We start from the raw sequence: 19046 nt of genomic DNA on the forward strand, positions 1-19046 counted from the left end.
ATCTGTCACTTCTGCCATGCGAGGGGGTTACCTTCGATGACAGTTCTCGCTGACAGATTATTCCCTTCGCGCGCCTGAGATGCATCCCAGAGTCTCGAGTAGTGACCATTGGCATACCGCAGGAGCGCGTGCGGGCCGCATTCAACGATACGTCCCCGGTCAACTACGACAATCAGGTCGGCACGTGCGGCCGTCGCGAGGCGGTGTGCAACGACGATCGAGGTCCTTTTCCGGGTGACCGACCGGCTTGCTTCCAGAACCATTTTCTCGGTCGCGGGATCAAGCGTCGCGGTCGCCTCGTCGAGCAATAGGAGGTCGGGGTCGACCAACTCGGCGCGGGCCAGTGCGATGAGTTGTCGTTGTCCCGCGGACAGTCCTTGTCCTCGTTCTCCGACCGGGTGGTTCATGCCGCCGCGCATGTCAGCTATCGCATGTAGCGCGCCGACCGACCGTGCTGCTCGCTCGATGTCGAGGTTCGACGCTTCGGGCCGCCCGAAGGCGATGTTCTCCGCGACGGTGCCGGTGAACAGGTGTGCTTCCTGCGGTACGACGCCCAGTCGGTGGCGGTACTGGGTGAGGTGGAAATCGCGAATGTCGGTGCCGTCGACCTGCACCGATCCGCTGCTGGGATCGTAGAACCTGGCCAAAAGTTTGACCACTGTCGACTTCCCGGCGCCGGTCCGGCCGACCAGTGCCACGGTTGTCCCGGCCGGGATGTGCAGGTCGACATCGGTGAGGGCGTCGACGTCGGCGCCGGAGTACCGAAAGCCGACGTTGCGCAGGTGAACGTCGCCGTCCAGATGCCCGTCGAGCGCGATCAGGTCGGCGGAATCTGCTGTTTCGATGGAACTGGGCGTCCGCAGAAGATCGCCGATGCGCCCCAGACCCACATTTGCCTGTTGGTAACCGTCGAAGACCTGGGAGAGCTGCTGAATCGGTCCGAACAGCAAGCCGAGGTACAGAACGAAGGCGATCAGGACACCCGCGGATGTCGAACCGTCGGACACCTGACGGGCACCGACGAAGACCACACCCGCCAGCGCGAGATCGGAGAGAAACGCGATGAACGGGAAATACAGCGAAATCGCCCGCTGCGAACGCATGCGTGACCGGCGGTAGCTTTCGGCGCGCTCGGCAAATCGGCGTGCCGCGCCCTCTTCCCGCCGGTATGCCTGCGCGGCCCGCAACCCGGTGATGTTTTCCTGGAAATCCGCGTTGACCACGGAGATCCGCTCGCGGGACTGGCTGTACGCGACCGCGGAGAACTTCCGGAAGATCAGGGTCGAGATGATGAGCGGTGGAATGACGGCGAGCGCCACCAATGCCAGCGTCACATCGGTGAGAAGGAGGGCGATCGCGATGCCGCCGATCGTCAGGACACTCACGATTGCCGTCGACATTCCGGTCTGGATGAACGACGACAGTGCGTCGACGTCGGTGGTCATCCGGGTCATGATTCGCCCGGACAGTTCACGTTCGTAGTAGTCGAGACCCAGTCTCTGCAGGTGTGCGTAGCTGCGGATCCGCAGACCGAACAGGACGCGCTCACCCGCTCGGGCGGTAAGGACCGTCATCACCGCGACTATCGCCCAGCCCACGGCCACCAGTAGTGCGCCCAGTATCGCCGCGACGGTGAGCGTCCCGGAGTTCTTGTCGACAACTCCGTGGTCGATGGCGTACCGGACCAGTGACGGGAAGGCGATGGTCGCAGCGGAATCAAGCGCCAGGCACACCACGACCGCCACCAGAATCCACCGAACCGGGCGAAGTATCCGCAGAAGTGAGAACTGAGGATCGGATTCGCGAAGGCTCGCGGTGTCGGTTGCCGGAGTCTCACGCAACGGGGGTAACGCGTCCACCGCGGCCTGCAGCGACGGTGTGACGGCCAGACCGCCGCCGGCACTTGCCGAATCAGGCGGCGAGACCGTCGGCCACAGTTGCTCGGCAGTGGGTTCCGCGTGGTCGGTCGGCGCGACATCTGTAAACGCAGAGTCGATGTCTGCCGGCTCTTCGCTCGCGGTGGAGAACAGCGCCCGAAACAGAGGGCACCGAGATTCCAATTCGTCGACCGTGCCGGAGTCGATGATCCGCCCCTCATCGAGGACGGCAACACGATCGGCCAAGGTCAGGGTTGACCGGCGGTGCGCAAGGATGAGTGTTGTCTGCCTGCGCCTGGCCCGGAACGCGTCGAAGATCGCAGCTTCGGTGGCAGCGTCGACGGCGGAGGTGGCGTCGTCGAGGATGAGGACGCGAGGGTTCACGAGGAGGGCGCGCGCGAGCGCAATCCGCTGACGTTGCCCGCCCGAGAGTGTCAGACCCCGCTCACCGACAACGGTGTCGTAGCCGTCTGGAAGTGCCTCGATGAATTCGTCGGCGTGGGCCATCGCGGCCGCTGCGCGGATGTCGTCGTCGGATGCGTCGCTGCGGCCCAAGGCGATGTTGACGGCAATGGTGTCGGAGAACAAGAAGGGTTCGTCGAAAGCGAGGCCGATCGCGGCGCGCAGTTGTTCGCCGCGAAGTTCACCGATCGGCACCGAGGTCTCGTCGCTGTCGAGCCTGATGGTCCCGGACTCGGGCGCGTAGAAGCGGGGGAGCAGCAGCGACAGTGCGGTCTTTCCCGAACCGGCCGGTCCGACGACGGCAACGGTTTCGCCGGGTTCGATGTGCAGGTCGAGACCCGACAGGACATGGCGGTCGGAATCGAAACCGAACGTGACGTTGTCGAACGTGACCCCGAGAGGACCGTCGGGGAGGTCGAGCGGGTGCTCGGGCTCGGCGATGTCCGGTCCCGCGCCGATGACGTCGTAGACCCGTTCGACGGCGGCGCGGGCGAGTTGCGCCATCACCACGACGGAAGACAGTGTGCGCGTGACCACGGTCATCGTCACGATGTAGGTCGCGAACGCGAGGAAGGTGCCGATGGTGATCCGGTCGTGGAGTGCAAGATAGCCACCAACGGCGATCACAGCGACCTGTCCCAGTTGGGGCAGTGCTGCCATCGTCGGTGTGAAGACGGAGTTGATCCGCGCGACGCGCATCCGTTCGCCGTAGAGCGTCCGGCTGTGTTTCTCGAGTTGATCGATAGCTCGTTCTTCTTGCCCGAACCCCTTCACGACTCGAACCCCGGTGACGGTTTCCTCGACGTGCTGGGCGAGGTCGGCGGCGCGTTGCTGCGCCGACCAGGTGGCGGCGTACAGGGTCGGTCGCATGAGGAAGACCACAAGCCCGACAGCGGGGATGATTGCCAGCGCTATCACGGTGAGCAGGGGCGAGAGCCACGTCATGATGCCGATGGCCAGCACGAATTGCAGGAGTGCGCCGGCGGACATCGGGACCATCGCGAGCAGGCCCTGCACTAGTTGCAGATCGGAGATCGACCGCGAGACGACTTGTCCGGTGCGGATGTCGTCCTGTCCACGGCCGTCGAGACGCTGCAGTGATCCGAGCAGTGCGAGCCGCAAGTCGTGCTGGACGTCGAGTGAGAGTCGACCGGCCAGCATTCGCCGGCCGTACTGGCAGGCGAAGCGCACGATCGCGAGCCCGGCGATTGCGAGTGCGGTGAGTGTGATGACGGTGCCGGCGTTCTGCTCACCGGCCGCATCGAGGGCATAGCGGGTGAGCAGTGGGAAGGAAATGTCGATCGTTGCGGCGACCACCGTCACGGTGAGCGCGCCGATCGCCAGCCGGCGGTGCAGCAAGCAGGCATGGACCAGTCGGCGTATCCAACCCGGATTGTCAGCGATCGTGTTCATCGCGATCCACGGTAGACCCGGGGGCAGACACGCCCGTTCACTCAGGTGATGTCGCGCATCCTGGTGCGCAGCCAGCCGGCCCCGACAAGCGCGATGACCCAGGCGGCCAGGATCATTGCCGCACTCGGCCAGGAGCTCAACCAGTCGACGTCGATGGAGGGCGCCGCATTGACGAGCACGCCGAGTGTCGCCGATACCGGAAGCGCCCTGCCGATACCGTCGGCGCCGACGGCAAATGCCAGCGCTCGCAGGACCCATTCACCGAAGACGAACCAGCCGATCACGCACAGCGCGCCGATCATGTGCGAGCCGGCGAGCAGCGTGACGGCGGCACCGATCAGTGCCCACAGCGCACAGGTGACGATTCCGACGCCGCACATCGCGAACAAATCCGTCGTGAAGCTGAAGTCACGGGTGAACAGAAGCATCGCGCCGACGGCAACGACCTGCACGGCGAGGGCGTATCCGACAGCAAACGCGGCAACAACACCCAGTTTGGCGGCGATCACCGCGTCGCGTCCGCGAGTGGTGAGGAACGTCGTGGTGATCGTGGAGTACGTGAATTCGTTTCCCGCCGCGTTTGCACCGAACAGCGCCACAAAGATGAGAGCAACGGTAGTGGGTCCGCCGACCGCGACGGCAGTGGACACGAGGTTCACGTCGACAGCGGCGTCGGCGCGCTCGGCCAGTGCCTCGACGACCGGACGAGTGAATGACGCGGTCACGAGCGCGACAACGACCGGTGCCACGGCGAGCGCCCACCAGTAGCGCAGGGAAAGGATCTTCTGGATTTCTGCTCGAGCGAGCGTTGTCATCGCTGACCCCCTGACGGTCCGTAAGCAGTGGGACCGTAATAACCCGACGGCGGACTGTAGTAGCCGGATGGTGGGCCGTACCCAGGAGGCGCGGCGCCGTAGTGCGGTGTAGTCATGGCGACGAACAGTTGCTCGAGGTCTGCGTGATCAGCTACGACGCCGAAAATCGTGACGCCGGCGGCTGAAGCAACCGGGGCAAGTGCGGCTGTGTCGGTGCCACTGACAGCGAGTCGACCGTCCGGTGTGATCGTTGCCGCGGTGATTTCGCGGGCGGCCAGCGCCGTCGCCAACAGTGCAGGATTGGAACACGAGACGAGCAGTCGGCTCTGATGGGAGGCGCGGAGCGCCTCCACACTGCCGTCGTAGACCAGGGAACCGGCGCTCAGAATCACCATGTTGTCCACTAGGGACTCCACCTCGCGCAGTGCGTCGCTCGAGATCAGGACGGTCCGGCCGGACTCGGCAAACGTCGTCAAGAACTGCGCTAACCAGGCCTTGCCTTCCGGGTCGAGCCCGTGTGTTGGTTCGTCGAGGACCAGGATTTCCGGGTCGCCGAGGAGCGCTGTGGCGAGGGCGAGCCGTTGCTGCATTCCCCGTGAGAAGAGTCCGGTTCTGCGGTCGGCCGCCGAGCTGAGTCCGACCACTCCGAGAACCTGTGTCGTGCGCTGTGCGGGCACGCCGATCGCGGCCGCGTAGATGTCGAGGTGAGCGCGCGCCGTCCGCGCTGGATGGAGGCTGCGGGTATCGAGTACGGCGCCGACTGTCCGGGCGGGCGACTCCAGTTTCGAGATGGGCAGACCGTGAATCGTCGCGGATCCTTCGCTGGGTGACACCAGACCGAGCAGCATGCGCAGAGTGACGGTTTTTCCGGCGCCAGCGGGGCCGAGTAAACCGGTGATCGTGCCGGCCTGGACATCGAAGCTCACGTCGTTGACCGCCCGTACCGCTTTGAACGTCTTGGTCAAACCGCGAATTTCGATGGGCGCGGAGACCCGCCCCGGTGCACTACTGGTCAAAGATGCTCCCGCGTCGACAGTCGATGTGTTGTGTCGAGCCTACGTTCTGGCCTGTTATCTGCGGAGTGCTCGCGTGGTGTCGGCGGGATCGGGCGCGTAGTCGTCCTCGGGCAGGATGATGAGGTGATCGGTCCAGCGCAGGGGCGCCGGACCGAAAGCGTCGCGGGCGTTCTTGACGACGCCCTTGCCGATGACCCGGTTGCCGGCGCCGCCGATGACTGCACCGATTCCGGCGGGGATGAGCTTGCCGAATATGAGGGCGCTGCGTTTTGCGGCGTACTTCATCACGAATTTGCGGACCAGTGTGCTGTTCATTCCGCGCATCGTGGAACTCGGGATTTTGCTGGTGATCGCGGTGCCCCAGTTCTTGGCGGTGACTCCGGTGACCTTCTGGACGATTTCCATGCCGGATTCGCCGAGGGCGACAGCGAGGACCAGGGCGCGTCGTTGCTGGTGGTTCTCGATGGAGATTCCGTGGACCGACGCCACTGCCAGAGTGAGAAGCGCCGAGGCTTCGAGGAAGAATGCGGACTCCGCGCCGACGGCGGCGATCGATGCGACGGTCCCGACGCCGGGGATAGCGGCCGTGGCACCAACCGCGCTGCCACTTCCGGTTACGGCCAGGAGAAACATCTTCTCCAGTCGATCGATGATTTGTGCAGGAGACTCGTCTGGATGCGCGTGCCTGACGTGGTCCACGTACTTGGCGACGGCCGGTGCCTGGAGGCGGCTGCCGTTGTCGAGTACCGAGATGAGGATTTTCTCGATCCGTCCGGCGTCGTTGCTGCTCGCGTTGTCGATCGACTTGGCCATCGCTTTGCCCCTCCGCACGTGTCCACTCGGCAATCGGTGAACCTCGCTGTCGAGGATAGGTGAAGTTTTGCAGCGGAGTAGGTGGCGTGGGCCATAGGCTTGTGGTGTGTAGTGCAAGGCGGAAGGGGACTGCTGTGGGAACCGTAGTGTGGCCGACGCTGGTGTATGCCGATGCCCGGGCGGCTGTCGATTTTCTCGTGAAGGCTTTCGGTTTTGTGGAGAAGGCGCTCTACGCCGACGGGGATGTCGTTGCGCATGCTCAGCTCGATTGGCCTGGTGGTGGCGGGATCATGTTGGGTTCGCCCCGGGCCGATTCGTCGATAGCCGGTCTCCCGCCGGGGGTGGGTTCTGTGTACGTCGTCGTCGACGACGCCGACGGACTCCATGATCGGGCTGTTGCCGCCGGTGCCGTGATCACGCAGGGGCTTCGCGACGAAGACTACGGTTCGCGGGGCTTCACATGTCGTGATCCGGAAGGTGTGTTCTGGAGTTTCGGTACCTACGGCGGGGAGTAATTCCTACCGAGGCGCTTGGGTCAATAAGGTTACCGCGTTGCCCAATGGTCTTGCGGCACTACTTCGCTGGGGATCGGGGGGTGAGGCGGTGTGCCGTCTCCGAATGGCCGGCCGCCCAGTTGTTCGCGGCCGTGCGGCTCGAGCCAGTGCGTCAATTCCGGTCCCTTGGGCACGATCTGGCTGGGATTGACGTCGGAATGCACTATGTAATAGTGCTGCTTTATCTGGGTGAAGTCGATGGTGTCGCCGAACCCTGCGGTCTGGAAGAGGTCGCGGGCGTAGTCCCACAGCACCGGCATCTCACTGAGTTTGCTTCTGTTGCACTTGAAATGGCCGTGGTAGACGGGGTCGAATCTGGCCAGCGTCGTGAACAGTCGAACGTCCGCTTCGGTGATGGTGTCGCCGACCAGGAAACGTTGCTGTGCAAGGCGTTCCGTCAGCCAGTCCAGTCGCGCGAACAGTTGGTCGTATGCCTTGTCGTAGGCTTCCTGGGATCCGGCAAAACCGCAGCGATAAACACCGTTGTTGACGTCGCGAAATATCTGTTCTGCAACATCGTCGATTTCGGTGCGGAGAGCCTCCGGATACAGATCGGGCGCCCCTTCGCGGTGGTACTTCTTCCACTCGGTGGACAGATCCAGTGTGATTTGTGGGAAGTTGTTGGTGACGACCTTGCCCGTTGAAATCTCCACCATCGCCGGCACCGTGATGCCGCGCGAGTAATTTGGGTCGCGGGCAAAGTATGCGTCCTGTAAGCGGGGGATCTTCAGAACCGGGTCGACGCCGCCGGGATCGAGATCGAAAGTCCAACTGCGTTTGTCGTGGACCGGGCCGCAGATTCCCATCGACAGAACATCTTCCAGTCCGAGGAGTCGGCGGACGATGATTGCGCGATTCGCCCACGGGCAGGCGCGCGCGACGATCAACCGGTAGCGATTCGGTTCGACGGGAAATCCATCGCGCCCGTCTTCGGTGATGCGTGTGGCGATGTAGTTGGTGTCGCGAGTGAATTCGCGGCCCTCTTCTACAAATGTTGCAGGGTTGTCCGCGTTCATGGAGATTCCTCTCGATCGCGTGTCCCTACACACTACGTGGTTGTACCGCCGCCGTGGAGTGTATTCCGAGGACGGTGAAGTCGAGTGCGCGTGCGATCGCCGCGCCGCCGAGATGTCCGCTCGGGATTCGTAGTTGCGGTATGAGGCCGGCGTCGAGAGCGTCTTCGGCAGCGAGAAAGACTGTTCCGCAAGCTAACCCGCGCCGTCTGTGTGCGGGATCGGTGAGCGCGGTGAGATCGGCGACAAATCCTTGGAACTCGCGATAAGCCGCGGATGCGAGGGGTTGGTGATCGTCCCCGAGTGCAGTGAACCAATGGTCGCTGGAGCTCAGATCGGCGACTGTGGCGTCGTCGGGTGGGCAGGACCGAGCCACGCTCAGGGCGTCGGATTGCTCGCGGCTGATCAGAAGTTGTTCTGCGGGTGTGTGATCCGTGTAGTCGGCCAGGAATGCGAGTTGGGTGTGCGAGGTGAGCCGGCCGCCGTGATCCTTGGTGAGTTCGAGAAGTCGTGTCGGTTCCAGCAGTGCGGTGGCGTCCTCGTTTGCGGTGCGTTCGGTGAACCAACGAGGTCCGACGACGGCGGCTGCTTCGGCGAGCTGCAGCACGTGAATCAGCTCAGCGCCCTCTTCGGTGACGCGGGCAGTGTGCGTTGAACGTAGTGCGGAATCTCCGAGTCGGAGGTGTCGGGCCCACGCGAGTCGAATGATGTCCAGGTGATGGTCGTCCACTCGCTACAGGCTAGTCCGGTTCGGGCGGGTTGATCGAGATGGCCTCTAGTCGTATATTCCATGTGGACTATTTCGCGTGGAATAGTCAAGAAATAGTCAATTACGGCTTGTCAGGGAGGGGGCCTCATGGGTGACGTATCGCTGACGCCCCTGGGCATCACCGTTCTGGGCCTGCTGTCCGAGCGTTCGATGCACCCGTACGAGATGTATCAACTTGCCTCGGTTCGACGGGGCGATCAGCTGGTGAAGATCAAGCCGGGCTCGCTTTATCACACGGTTTCCCGGTTGGAGAAGCAGGAACTTCTTGCGTCGATCGGGACCGATCGTGAGGGTAATCGGCCTGAGCGCACGACGTACGAGATCACTGCCCGAGGCCGTAGTGCCCTCGAGCACCAACTACGCGAGATGTTGGCAGTTCCGATGCGGGAGTACCCGCGGTTGCCGCTGGCGCTCGCCGAGATGCACAACTTGTCGGCGGATACGGCTGTTCGGATGCTGCGCATCCGGATCGGACATCTCGACGAGTCGATCGCTGAATTCGAGCAGACCCGAGCTCACCTGCAGGCGCTGGAGAAGCCTCGAATCTTCACCGTCGGCGTCGACTACGTCCATGCCGCGACCGTTGCGGAGCGTAACTGGCTTGCGCAACTCGCGGAAGACATCGAAACCGGTGAATTCGAGTGGATTTCCCAAGAACTTGTCGATCGCCTTGCAGGCTCTGCAGGCTCGAGCGCACCTATTAAGGACTGAAGATGGAAAAGCAAGTCAATCCCTGGCACGCGCTGTGGGCGTTGTGCATCGGTTTCTTCATGATTCTGGTGGACAGCACCATCGTCGCTGTCGCCAACCCCGCGATCATGGAGGACCTCGGCACCGACATCAACAAGGTCGTCTGGGTCACCAGCGCGTACCTGCTGGCGTATGCGGTGCCGCTGCTCGTCACCGGCCGACTCGGTGACAGGTTCGGCCCGAAGAACCTGTACATGATCGGCCTAATCCTGTTCACCGGCGCCTCACTGTGGTGTGGTCTGTCCGGCAGCGTCGAAATGTTGATCGTGGCAAGGGCTTTCCAAGGCCTCGGTGCCGCAATGATGACTCCGCAGACCATGGCGGTCATCACGCGCACCTTCGCGCCGAACAAGCGTGGCGCCGCGATGGGCCTGTGGGGCGCCGTTGCCGGTGTCGCGACGCTGGTCGGTCCGCTCGCCGGTGGTGTGTTGGTCGACAATCTCGGTTGGGAATGGATCTTCATCGTCAACGTCCCGATCGGCGTGATCGCCTTCCTGCTCGCCTGGAAGCTGGTTCCTTCGTTGCCGACCAGTGAGCACAAGTTCGACATCCCTGGCGTGATTCTCAGCGCTGCAGGCATGTTCCTGCTCGTGTTCGGAATCCAGGAAGGCAGTTCGTACGACTGGAACGGATTTGTCTGGAGCTTGATCGGCGCCGGTGTGCTGTTGCTCGCGGTGTTTGTGTTCTACCAGTCGCGCAACAAGAACGAACCGTTGCTTCCCTTGGAACTCTTCAAGGATCGCAACTTCTCGTTAGCAAACGTCGCCATCACCGCAATGGGCTTTGCCATCACGTCGATGGTGCTTCCGCTGATGTTCTACACGCAGGCGGTTCGCGGACTCTCCCCGACGCAGTCGGCTCTGCTCCTCGTTCCGATGGCTGTGCTGACCGGCATTTTTGCGCCGATCATCGGCAAGCAGGTCGACAAGACGCATCCGCGCTACATCGCCGGCACCGGCTTCCTGCTGTTCGCGATCGCCTTGGGCTGGCTCGCGCTGGTGATGTCTCCCGACGTCGCGATCTGGGAACTGCTCCTGCCGATCGGTCTGATCGGCTTCGCCAACGCATGCATCTGGTCGCCGCTTGCAGCGACCGCGACGCACAACCTGCCTCCGATGCAGGCCGGCGCCGGCGCCGGCGTCTACAACACCACCCGGCAGGTGGGTGCTGTGCTCGGTAGTGCCGCGATCGGCGCCCTGATCACCGCACGATTGGCAGCTCAGGGCCTGACCGGCGGTAGTTCCGAAGCCGGCGTCGGACATTTGCCCGAGGTAGTTCGCGAACCGTTCAGTACGGCAATGTCGGAGTCGATCTGGCTACCGGCAGGGGTGCTGCTGATCGGCTTTGTCGCTTCGGTGTGCTTCGCTCGGCCTCTGCGCGGAGACGCACACGACGACGCGATGGCGCTCAATGCCGAAGCGAGTCGGGAAACCTCACTGCGGGAGTGAGATTCGTCCCGGCTCAGACTGGGCGAGCGCAGGCGCACTGGGTAGCTGCCAGGGTGCCTGCGTCTCGCGTGGCTTCGTAGGTTGCGCGGGCCGTTGACAGTGCGGGCATTCGGGCGGCGGTCTCGCGAGGCCAAAGTGCCCATCCTGCAACGGCTCCTGCTGTTGCAAGGACTGCGAGGATGCTCCAGGTAAGTGCGAATCCTGCACTCGTGCCAACCCATCCGGCGATCGGATAGGTGACAAGCCAGGCGAGATGCGACAGGGAGAACTGGGCTGCGAACACTTCCGGGATACCTGCAGGGTCGACAGACCGCCGAAGCACCTTTCCGGTCGGTGTGACGATCATGGCCATCCCGGCGCCGATGAGTGCCCACACTGCAGCAGTGAGTGTCCATGCGAGCACGCCGGCCACAGCGAGGGATGCTGCCGCGCTCACACCGAAAACCAGGACGACGGAACCTGCTGTCATCACGGTGCGTTCGGCGGTTCGGTCGAGAATGCGTGGCAGAAGCAGTGCGGTCACCAATGTGCCGGTGCCCGACGCGGCAAGCATCCAGGCCACGTCGGATTGGGTTCCGCCGAGCCAGTCCCGGACGTAGTTGACGGTATTGACCACGACGATCGAACCCGCTGCCGCCACCACCAGGTTGAGCGCCATGATGCCGCGCAGTCGGGGCGTGACCACGAAGGTCCGCACTCCTGACGCGATCCGGTCCCACGCCTTCCTGTGGGTGCTGGGACGAGCGTTGGGGATTCGGGTAGCGAGTACGAGCAGCGCGGACAGAGCGAAGCCCGCAGAGGTGGCAACAAATAGCACGTCGAACGTCATGAAGGACAGTGCGACGGCCGCAAGAACAGGGCTGAGCAGGCTTTCCATCGTGTAGGCGACCTGCGACGCCGACAGTGCGCGGGTGAAATCGGCCTCGTCGGTCACGATGTCCGGGATGACCGCCTGGAACGTGGGCGTGAACGCTGCCGACGCAGCTTGGAGAACGCCAACCAGCACATAGATATGCCAGACCTCGCTGACAAAGGGCAAGGCGATCACTACCGCTGCGCGAATGACGTCGAGTGCGACGAGGAAAGCCCGTCTCGGCAATCGATCTACGTAAGCTGCCGCGAGTGGCGCTATCAGGACGTACAGAGACATCTTGATCGTCAACGCTGTCGCGAGCACGGCGCCTGCCGCTGGTCCGGCCAGTTCGTAGGCGAGCAGGCCGAGTGCAACCGTCGCCAATCCGGTGCCGAACAGTGCGATGATCTGGGCGCTGAACAGAAGGCGGTAGTCGCGAATCAAGAACAGACGCATGCCATTGCGTCGTTCCGACGCGGTTCTGGCGTTCAGGTTCATGTTGTTTCACTCCGGTGAGAAGATTGAAGGCTCCGGTCAGGCTCTTCGACCTTGGGTGAGTGCATCACTACCGCGGTGATCCCAGCGCCCACCACTGCGATGACGGCTGCGCCGATGAACACTGCGGAGAACCCGTTCGTCAACTCCGTCAGGTCACCGAGTTGATCAGCGCCGAACACCGCTGCGATCGCGGTCATCACCGCGAGACCGACAGCCGAGCCGACCTGGTAACTGACGTTGACAATGCCGGAAGCCAATCCGCCCTCCTCTGGGCGTGCGGCCGAAATCGCCGTACCCAGTGAAGGAATGAACGCCAGCGTCATACCGGCCGCAGCTACCAGAGAAGCCGGCAGCACGTCGACCCAGAAGTTACCGGTGGGCCGGATCAACGACATCCACCCCAAACCGATTCCCAGGACCAGTAAACCGGCCACGATCATCGCTTTTGCGCCGAAGCGCGCCATGGCCCGTGGCGCCACGACGATCATGCCGAGCATGACGAAGATCGTCATCGGCAGCAGCGCCGCACCGGCGGGGAAGGCGCTGTATCCGAGCACTTGCTGCAGGTACAAGTTCAGGAAGAACCACATCGGTATCCAGGCGGCTCCGAGGACGAGCTGAGCGATGTTTGCGGCTCCGAGATTGGGCGCCTTGAAGATTCCCAGCCGCACCAGTGGCTCCCGACGCTTGGACTGGATCAACACGAATGCGCCCAACAAAGCGGCCGAGACGGCGAGTGCCAGCCACGTCTGCCCGGATCCCCAACCGACGTCAGGTGCCCTGACGATGCCGAAGACTCCGACAGCGAGGCCCGCGGTGACCGCCAGAGCGCCGAGGAAGTCGATCGACCCGGTACGCGCCGGTGCGTTAGGCATCAGGAAGGGAATGGCGATCAATGCGACGACTGCGATGGGGATGTTGAGATAGAAGACCCAAGGCCAGCTGGTGTATTCGGTGATGACGCCGCCTAGGAACACACCGGCCGTACCGCCCGCCGGGGCGGCTGCACCGTAGATGGACAGCGCCTTGGTCATTTCCTTTTGCGTGCTGCCGAACAGCATCATCAGCAGGGTGAGCGCCGACGGCGCGATGAGTGCGGCGCCGGCGCCCTGAACTGCGCGGCCCGCAAGTTCGACGGCGACGTTACCGGCGGCACCGGCGACAACGGAACCGATCAGCAGAATCAGCCAACCGGCGGTGAACACTCTGCGGGCACCGAACAGATCTGACAGGCGCCCGCCGAGGAGGAGCAGTCCGCCGAATGCGATGACGTAGGCGTTGAACACCCACGTCAGGCCTTCCTGGGAGAAACCAAGATCGCTCTGCATCTGGGGGAGGGCGACACCGATGATCGAGGTGTCCATGATGACCATGAACTGAGCGGCGGCGATCAACGCCAACGCCCACCACTTACGGGTGGATTGTGCCTGAGTGATCATTTCGCCTGTTCCTTACGGGTATGGGGTATGAGTGATGGCTGGGAGGAACTCGTTCGGGCAGCGCTTGGCGAAGGTGCACATCAGATCTCCTTCGAGTGAATTTGAGGTGACTCGTTCACGTTCGTTGCATACCCTAGGGGGGTATGGTACAAATTGCAATGGGTTCGGCGACAACGAGTGCGGAACCCGACTTAGACGGCAGGAGAAGCGCTGCCGACCTGACCCTTGGAGGGCAACATGTTCAGCGAAAACGGCTACACACTGGAATTGGCAACGTCGGAGGCTGCCGTCGGCAAGCGCGTACCCCTGCAGTTCCGGATCATCGACAAGACCGGAACTCCGTTGACCCGGTACGCGGACACGCATGCCAAGCAACTGCATCTGATCGTGGTGGGCCGCGACCTGACCGGATTCCAGCACGTGCATCCTGAACTCGATGCGTCCGGAACCTGGCATGTTCCAGTCGATTTCACTCACGCCGGGGAATACCGAGTCTTCGCTGACTTCACCCCGGAGGGTGGCGACGGAATCACGTTGAGCGCGGACGTACGCGTCGTCGGCGCCTATGACCCGCGGCCGTTGCCAGCTGCGGCCGCCACCGCGGAGGTCGACGGCTACACGGTTTCCCTCACTGGTTCAGCCCACGCGGGCCAGACGTCGAAGCTCACGCTCTCGGTCAGCTATGACGGACACCCCGTCATGGACTTACAGCCCTACCTCGCTGCGTACGGGCATCTGGTTGCGCTGCGCGCGTCCGATCTTGCGTATCTCCACGTTCATCCGGACGGGCATCCGGGTGACGGTGTTACCCCGGCCGGGCCGGCAATCATCTTCTACGCCACCATGCCGAGCGCCGAAGACTATCGATTGTTCTTGGACTTCAAACACGATGGTGTGGTGCGTACCGCCGAATTCACTGTGACTGCTGACAACGCAACGGCGCCTGTGTCGGAGCATGCGCACGCTCACCATGGGCACTGAATTCGAACGCCGACAGGCGAAACAACAGTGTTCGGCCGATAGGTGTCAGCGCCGAAGCGAGTCGGGAAACATTACTGCGCGGTTGAGAAAGTCGTCCGGGTCGAAGGCTCGCTTGATCGCCCACATGGTCCCGATGTCCTCCGGTGTGAGCGCCATGTCGAGGTAGTTGCGTTTGAGCGAGCCGACTCCGTGCTCGGAACTGATATTTCCGCCGTAGTGGCGCACCAGTTCGAGAATGCGGAGGTAGACGGCGTCGGCGTCCGGGCAATTCAGGATGTTCAGATGAATGTTTCCTTCGGCTACATGGCCGAACAAGATCGGGATCGCGTCCGGTGCGTGCTCTGCGACAACGCCGACCGCAGCGTCCGCGAATGCCGCCAGGGTGTCGAGGGGGAGTGCCGCGTCGAACTTGAGGGGTGGGCCGAACAACCCTACGACTTCTGCGAAACATTCACGTGCAGTCCATAATCGGGCGGAACCCGCTACATCGAGTGCCACGGCGGGCGCGTCCGGTGGATTGATCAGATCTATGGTGGAGCTCACCTCTTCGGAGGGGTCGTGTGCCCCGGATACCTCGGCCAGCAGGTACCACCGGCGTCCCGTCGGAACGACGGCACCCAATCTGCTCGCCGCAAGTTCCAAACCATGGCCGTCGAGTAGCTCAAGCGCGTCGACGCCGCCGACGGTACGCAGAATGCGTCCGGCATCGACAACGGCGCCCAGTGAATCGAACCCGATGAGTGTGGTGACCCGGTGCTTCGGGACGGGGTGAAGTGCCAGGTCGACGCGGGTGATCACACCAAGCGTTCCCTCGCTGCCCACCCAGAGTGCCGGCAGGTTGTAGCCGGAATTGTCGGACAGCACGTTCGGTGAGCGGCGCACCGTCGTACCGTCGGGGAGCACCACTTCGAGTCCGGCTACCTGCTCGGCCATGTTGCCGTATCGAACCGTGTGCAGCCCACCGGCATTGGTGGCGGCCATACCGCCGATTGTCGCCGTATCGCGCGACGCGATATCGACGCCGAACTTCAATCCGGCGTGAGCCGCCGCGGAATGTACCTGTGCAAGTGTCACTCCCGCGCCGACGGTGATCCTCCCCATTGCGGCGTCGACATCGCCGATCGTCGTGAGGCGCTCGGTGGAGAGCAGAACGTCGTCGTGTTCTGGCACCGTTCCGGCAACAAGTCCGGTGCGTCCACCCTGCACAGTGACGGGTGCGCCGAATTGCCGGCAGACATTCAGCGCGGCGGCCACTTCCGCGGTATCGGCCGGGCGGACCAAGGCCTGAGCGCGCCCGCTGTATCTGCCTGTGTGATCGACTGAGCGGGAGCGTAGAACATCGGGATCGTCGGTGACGAACCGTTGTCCCACAACGTCGGCAAGCGCTTTTCTCAGACCGTCCACTCCGTGATCGTATGCCGCCGTCGGCTGTGGCAAGGTGACGGCCATGACTGCTTCCGATCCGCATCCCACCCGTCTTGAGCGAATCCGCACCGATGGCGGCGCCGAGGTTGCCGTGCTGACCTTCGCTCACGGTCCGCTCAATCTGTTCGATCAGGCGATGTTCGACGCCGTGATCGCGGATATCGCGTCGTTGACTGCGGCGCCGCCGCGCGCGGTTTTGCTGCGGGCGGAGGGCAAGGTCAACTCGGCCGGTGTCGACGTCCATGTTTTCGACGGGTTGACCGCCGAGCAGGGCGCCGAGTTGTGGCGCGAGCTTTTTGCGCAGATCTGCCACCCGCTCGAGGCCCTGCCGTGTCCCGTGGTCTACGCCGCGCATGGTTTGACGCTGACGGCCGCATTCGAGATTTCTCTGGCCTGCGACATCATTCTCGCCGCGCCCAAGGCGAAGTTCGGACTGGTCGAGACAGTGGTCGGGCTGACGCCGTCGATGGGTGGACCGCAACGCCTGGCCGAGCGGGCGGGTTCCGGGCGTGCTCGTGAACTGGTGATGACGGGCGATCTGTACGACGCCGCGACGCTGGCGGCCTGGGGCGTGGTCAATGCCGTCCACGACGACGTCGATGTGGCCGCACGGGCGTTGGTGGCGCGGTTGGCCGACGGGCCGACGCGGGCGCATGATGCGACCAAGCAGATCGTGGCGGCGTGGCGTTCCGGCGGAATCGCTCATGCCGATGCGGTGACACCGACAGTGTCAGGAGCGTTGTTCGAGACCGACGACCTACGCGGCGCCGTGCGCAGCTTCCTCGATGTCGGTCCCGGAAAGGCCGTCTATACAGGCACGTAAGTACACGGGTATCGCCAGAGTGCTCCACTACGTGTGACTCACGTCATATAGTCGAATGACCGGGTGTGGGTTTGTCACGGTCTGTGGAGGTACAGATGCGGTCGAGGCTTGTGGAGTATCACTGTTCGAATGGGCTGCTCACGGATACACGCGTCAGTCGGGCAACGGACGGTCTGCTGCGCTACCGGCAGTTGGAGCCGTCACTGTCGGAGTTACTCGATGTTGCGGTGCACCGGTTTGCCGGGCGAACGGCGGTCGAGGAGGTGCATGGGGAGCAGATCACCTTTGCCGAACTGTGGGCCGAATCGTCTCGGGTTGCCGGCGGGTTGAAGTCGCGGGGAATCGAGATCGGCGATCGGGTGGCCATTCGGTTTGCGGCCGGTGTTCGGTGGCTGGAAGCGTGCCTCGGCGTCATCCTGGCCGGTGGAGTTCCGGTGTCCCTCGGTGCGCAGTGGGCCGACGCGGAGGTTTCCGCCGTGATCGCGGACAGTGGGTCGGTGCTGGTGCTCGACGGGGAACTGCCGCACGGGGTTCCGTTCATCGACGACGGTGCTGCGCCGGACGAGTTGGCGGTTCTGGCGTATACCGCAGATCCGTCCGGTGCGATGCTGGGCGTCGAATTGAGCAACGAAAATGTGCTCTCGACTATCGAGGCGTTACTGCATTCGCGGGACTACGGCGTCGAGGGTGTGCGAAATCTTCTGGTTGACAGTGATTTTCGATCCGTCCGGCAGTTGGTTCATGTGCTCGCCACGTTGGTGGTCGGCGGTACCGTCGTCGTTGCGGGTGATTTTTGGCGTGAGTGCACCCATACCGTCGACATTGTCACCGGGCGCCCCGAGGATCTCCTCGAACCACGATTGCTTTCGGTGGGCCCGGCGGCACGGGCCGGTTCACGATCCGTGAAGTGGGTGGACTGCAGTGGGTCGCCGGTCACGGCGGAGGAGGAAGAGAAGCTACTGGCGGCATTTCCGGCTGCGCAGCATGTGATCGGTTGGGGAAAGACCGAGACGTGTGGCGGGGGACTGATCTTGCCGATCGAATCGGCTTCGACACATTTGGGGAGTGTGGGAATCGCTTTCGGCGGAATGGAAGTCGCGTTGTACGGACCCGACGCGCCGGGCGGATACGGCGAACTGTGGTGCCGGGGGCCGAGTGTCGCGCGCCGGTACTGGAATTCGCCGGAAGTGACGTCGTCTCGTTTCACGCAGGGCTGGTTCTGCACCCATGACACCGCGCAGATCGATGCGGAAGGCTTCGTCCGTATTGTCGAACGAAACGTCGCGTGAGCGAGTGCGCGGCGTCGTCAAGACTACGAGAGGGAGCCAGATGGCAGACGAGGTACTCACCGAGCGGCGCGGGCGGACGCTGATCATCACGATCAACCGGCCCGAGGCACGAAACGCGATCAACGCGGCGGTCAGTCACGGATTGGCGGCTGCTGTCGAAGAACTCGACGGTGATGACGAGCTGTCATTGGCAGTGCTGACCGGCGCGGGCGGAAATTTCTGTGCCGGGATGGATCTCAAGGCATTTGTGACCGGCGAGAACGTCCTGGTCCCGGGGCGAGGACTCGGTTTCACCGAAGGGCCGCCGCGCAAGCCGATCATTTCGGCGGTCGAGGGCTACGCGTTGGCCGGCGGCACCGAGTTGGTGCTGGCCACGGATCTGGTCGTTGCCTCGCGCGAAGCCAAGTTCGGAATCCCCGAGGTCAAGCGCGGTCTGGCCGCAGGCGCCGGCGGATTGTTCCGTCTGCCCAAGCGCATTCCGTATCAGAAGGCCCTGGAATATGCCCTGACCGGTGATGCTTTCACCGCGGAGGAAGCGCATTCGTACGGATTTGTGAACACGCTGACCGAACCGGGTCAGGCGTTGGAGGGTGCATTGGCTCTCGCTGACCGCATCAGCCGTAACGGTCCGCTGGCCGTCGCGGTCACCAAGGAGATCATGGTCAAGGCCGCTGGATGGTCGGACGACGAGGCTTTTGCCAACCAGTTGCAGTTGCTGGCACCGGTTTTCGGATCCGAGGATGCACGAGAAGGTGCGACGGCTTTTGCCGAGAAGCGCGCGCCCGTATGGAAGGGTCGGTAACACGAC

The 19046-nt window shown here is 63.3% G+C and carries 16 protein-coding genes; 7 read left to right on the forward strand and 9 right to left on the reverse strand.

Annotation, left to right across the window (positions count from 1 at the left end):
• Positions 1-5: 5 nt before the first annotated feature.
• Genes FFI94_RS08545 through FFI94_RS08560 form a run of 4 tightly spaced genes read right to left on the reverse strand, consistent with a single transcriptional unit; the run spans position 6 to position 6396 of the window.
• Positions 6-3752: an ABC transporter ATP-binding protein gene (locus tag FFI94_RS08545; protein ID WP_138872586.1), complete on the reverse strand. Its 3747-nt coding sequence runs from the start codon at positions 3750-3752 to the stop codon at positions 6-8.
• Positions 3753-3793: 41 nt separating this feature from the next.
• Complete coding sequence (locus FFI94_RS08550) at positions 3794-4567, reverse strand: ABC transporter permease (protein WP_138872587.1); 774 nt, start codon at positions 4565-4567, stop codon at positions 3794-3796.
• Positions 4564-5583 carry an ABC transporter ATP-binding protein gene (locus FFI94_RS08555; RefSeq protein WP_138872588.1) on the reverse strand — a complete coding sequence of 340 codons (1020 nt, stop codon included), beginning with the start codon at positions 5581-5583 and terminating at the stop codon, positions 4564-4566. Before FFI94_RS08555 ends, FFI94_RS08550 begins: the two co-directional genes overlap by 4 nt.
• Before the next feature lie 54 nt (positions 5584-5637).
• Complete coding sequence (locus FFI94_RS08560) at positions 5638-6396, reverse strand: hypothetical protein (protein WP_138872589.1); 759 nt, start codon at positions 6394-6396, stop codon at positions 5638-5640.
• A gap of 146 nt (positions 6397-6542) precedes the next feature.
• On the opposite strand from FFI94_RS08560, the gene FFI94_RS08565 reads away from it, so the two are divergent.
• Entirely contained in the window at positions 6543-6911 is a 369-nt protein-coding gene (locus FFI94_RS08565) for a VOC family protein (protein ID WP_138873680.1), read from the forward strand.
• Between the two features lie 29 nt (positions 6912-6940).
• Here the strand turns inward: FFI94_RS08565 and FFI94_RS08570 are convergent, their stop codons facing one another.
• Positions 6941-7966 (reverse strand): glutathione S-transferase family protein, encoded by a 1026-nt coding sequence (locus FFI94_RS08570; RefSeq protein ID WP_138872590.1) that lies wholly within the window; start codon positions 7964-7966, stop codon positions 6941-6943.
• Positions 7967-7991: 25 nt separating this feature from the next.
• The gene (locus FFI94_RS08575) at positions 7992-8693 is read right to left on the reverse strand and encodes a GNAT family N-acetyltransferase (protein WP_138872591.1); all 702 of its coding nucleotides are present in this window, start codon (positions 8691-8693) and stop codon (positions 7992-7994) included.
• Between the two features lie 126 nt (positions 8694-8819).
• On the opposite strand from FFI94_RS08575, the gene FFI94_RS08580 reads away from it, so the two are divergent.
• Together FFI94_RS08580 and FFI94_RS08585 are read left to right on the forward strand one after the other, a co-directional pair.
• Entirely contained in the window at positions 8820-9443 is a 624-nt protein-coding gene (locus tag FFI94_RS08580; protein ID WP_138872592.1) for a PadR family transcriptional regulator, read from the forward strand.
• Positions 9444-9445: 2 nt separating this feature from the next.
• Positions 9446-10930, forward strand: a complete 1485-nt coding sequence (locus tag FFI94_RS08585) for a DHA2 family efflux MFS transporter permease subunit (protein WP_138872593.1) — start codon at positions 9446-9448, stop codon at positions 10928-10930.
• 13 nt (positions 10931-10943) lie between these two features.
• On the opposite strand, the gene FFI94_RS08590 is transcribed toward FFI94_RS08585, so the two are convergent.
• Positions 10944-12281 (reverse strand): MFS transporter, encoded by a 1338-nt coding sequence (locus FFI94_RS08590; RefSeq protein WP_221937742.1) that lies wholly within the window; start codon positions 12279-12281, stop codon positions 10944-10946.
• Entirely contained in the window at positions 12278-13720 is a 1443-nt protein-coding gene (locus FFI94_RS08595) for an MFS transporter (protein ID WP_138872594.1), read from the reverse strand. The genes FFI94_RS08590 and FFI94_RS08595 overlap by 4 nt, the downstream gene beginning before the upstream one ends.
• A gap of 237 nt (positions 13721-13957) precedes the next feature.
• Between FFI94_RS08595 and FFI94_RS08600 the strand changes: the two genes are divergently transcribed.
• Positions 13958-14701, forward strand: a complete 744-nt coding sequence (locus tag FFI94_RS08600; RefSeq protein ID WP_260683955.1) for a hypothetical protein — start codon at positions 13958-13960, stop codon at positions 14699-14701.
• Positions 14702-14746: 45 nt separating this feature from the next.
• Here the strand turns inward: FFI94_RS08600 and FFI94_RS08605 are convergent, their stop codons facing one another.
• Complete coding sequence (locus FFI94_RS08605; protein ID WP_138872595.1) at positions 14747-16150, reverse strand: FAD-binding oxidoreductase; 1404 nt, start codon at positions 16148-16150, stop codon at positions 14747-14749.
• On the opposite strand from FFI94_RS08605, the gene FFI94_RS08610 reads away from it, so the two are divergent.
• The 3 genes from FFI94_RS08610 (at position 16149) to FFI94_RS08620 (ending at position 19040) form a co-directional block, all read left to right on the forward strand.
• A complete protein-coding gene (locus FFI94_RS08610; protein WP_138872596.1) occupies positions 16149-16949 on the forward strand; it encodes an enoyl-CoA hydratase/isomerase family protein in 801 nt (266 codons plus the stop codon). The genes FFI94_RS08605 and FFI94_RS08610 overlap by 2 nt on opposite strands.
• Positions 16950-17044: 95 nt before the next feature.
• Positions 17045-18238, forward strand: coding sequence for a class I adenylate-forming enzyme family protein (locus FFI94_RS08615; RefSeq protein ID WP_138872597.1), 1194 nt, complete (start codon positions 17045-17047; stop codon positions 18236-18238).
• 40 nt (positions 18239-18278) lie between these two features.
• Positions 18279-19040, forward strand: a complete 762-nt coding sequence (locus FFI94_RS08620) for a crotonase/enoyl-CoA hydratase family protein (RefSeq protein WP_138872598.1) — start codon at positions 18279-18281, stop codon at positions 19038-19040.
• The last annotated feature ends 6 nt before the right edge of the window (positions 19041-19046 follow it).

The sequence above is a fragment of the Rhodococcus sp. KBS0724 genome, assembly GCF_005938745.2.
GTDB lineage: Bacteria > Actinomycetota > Actinomycetes > Mycobacteriales > Mycobacteriaceae > Rhodococcus_F.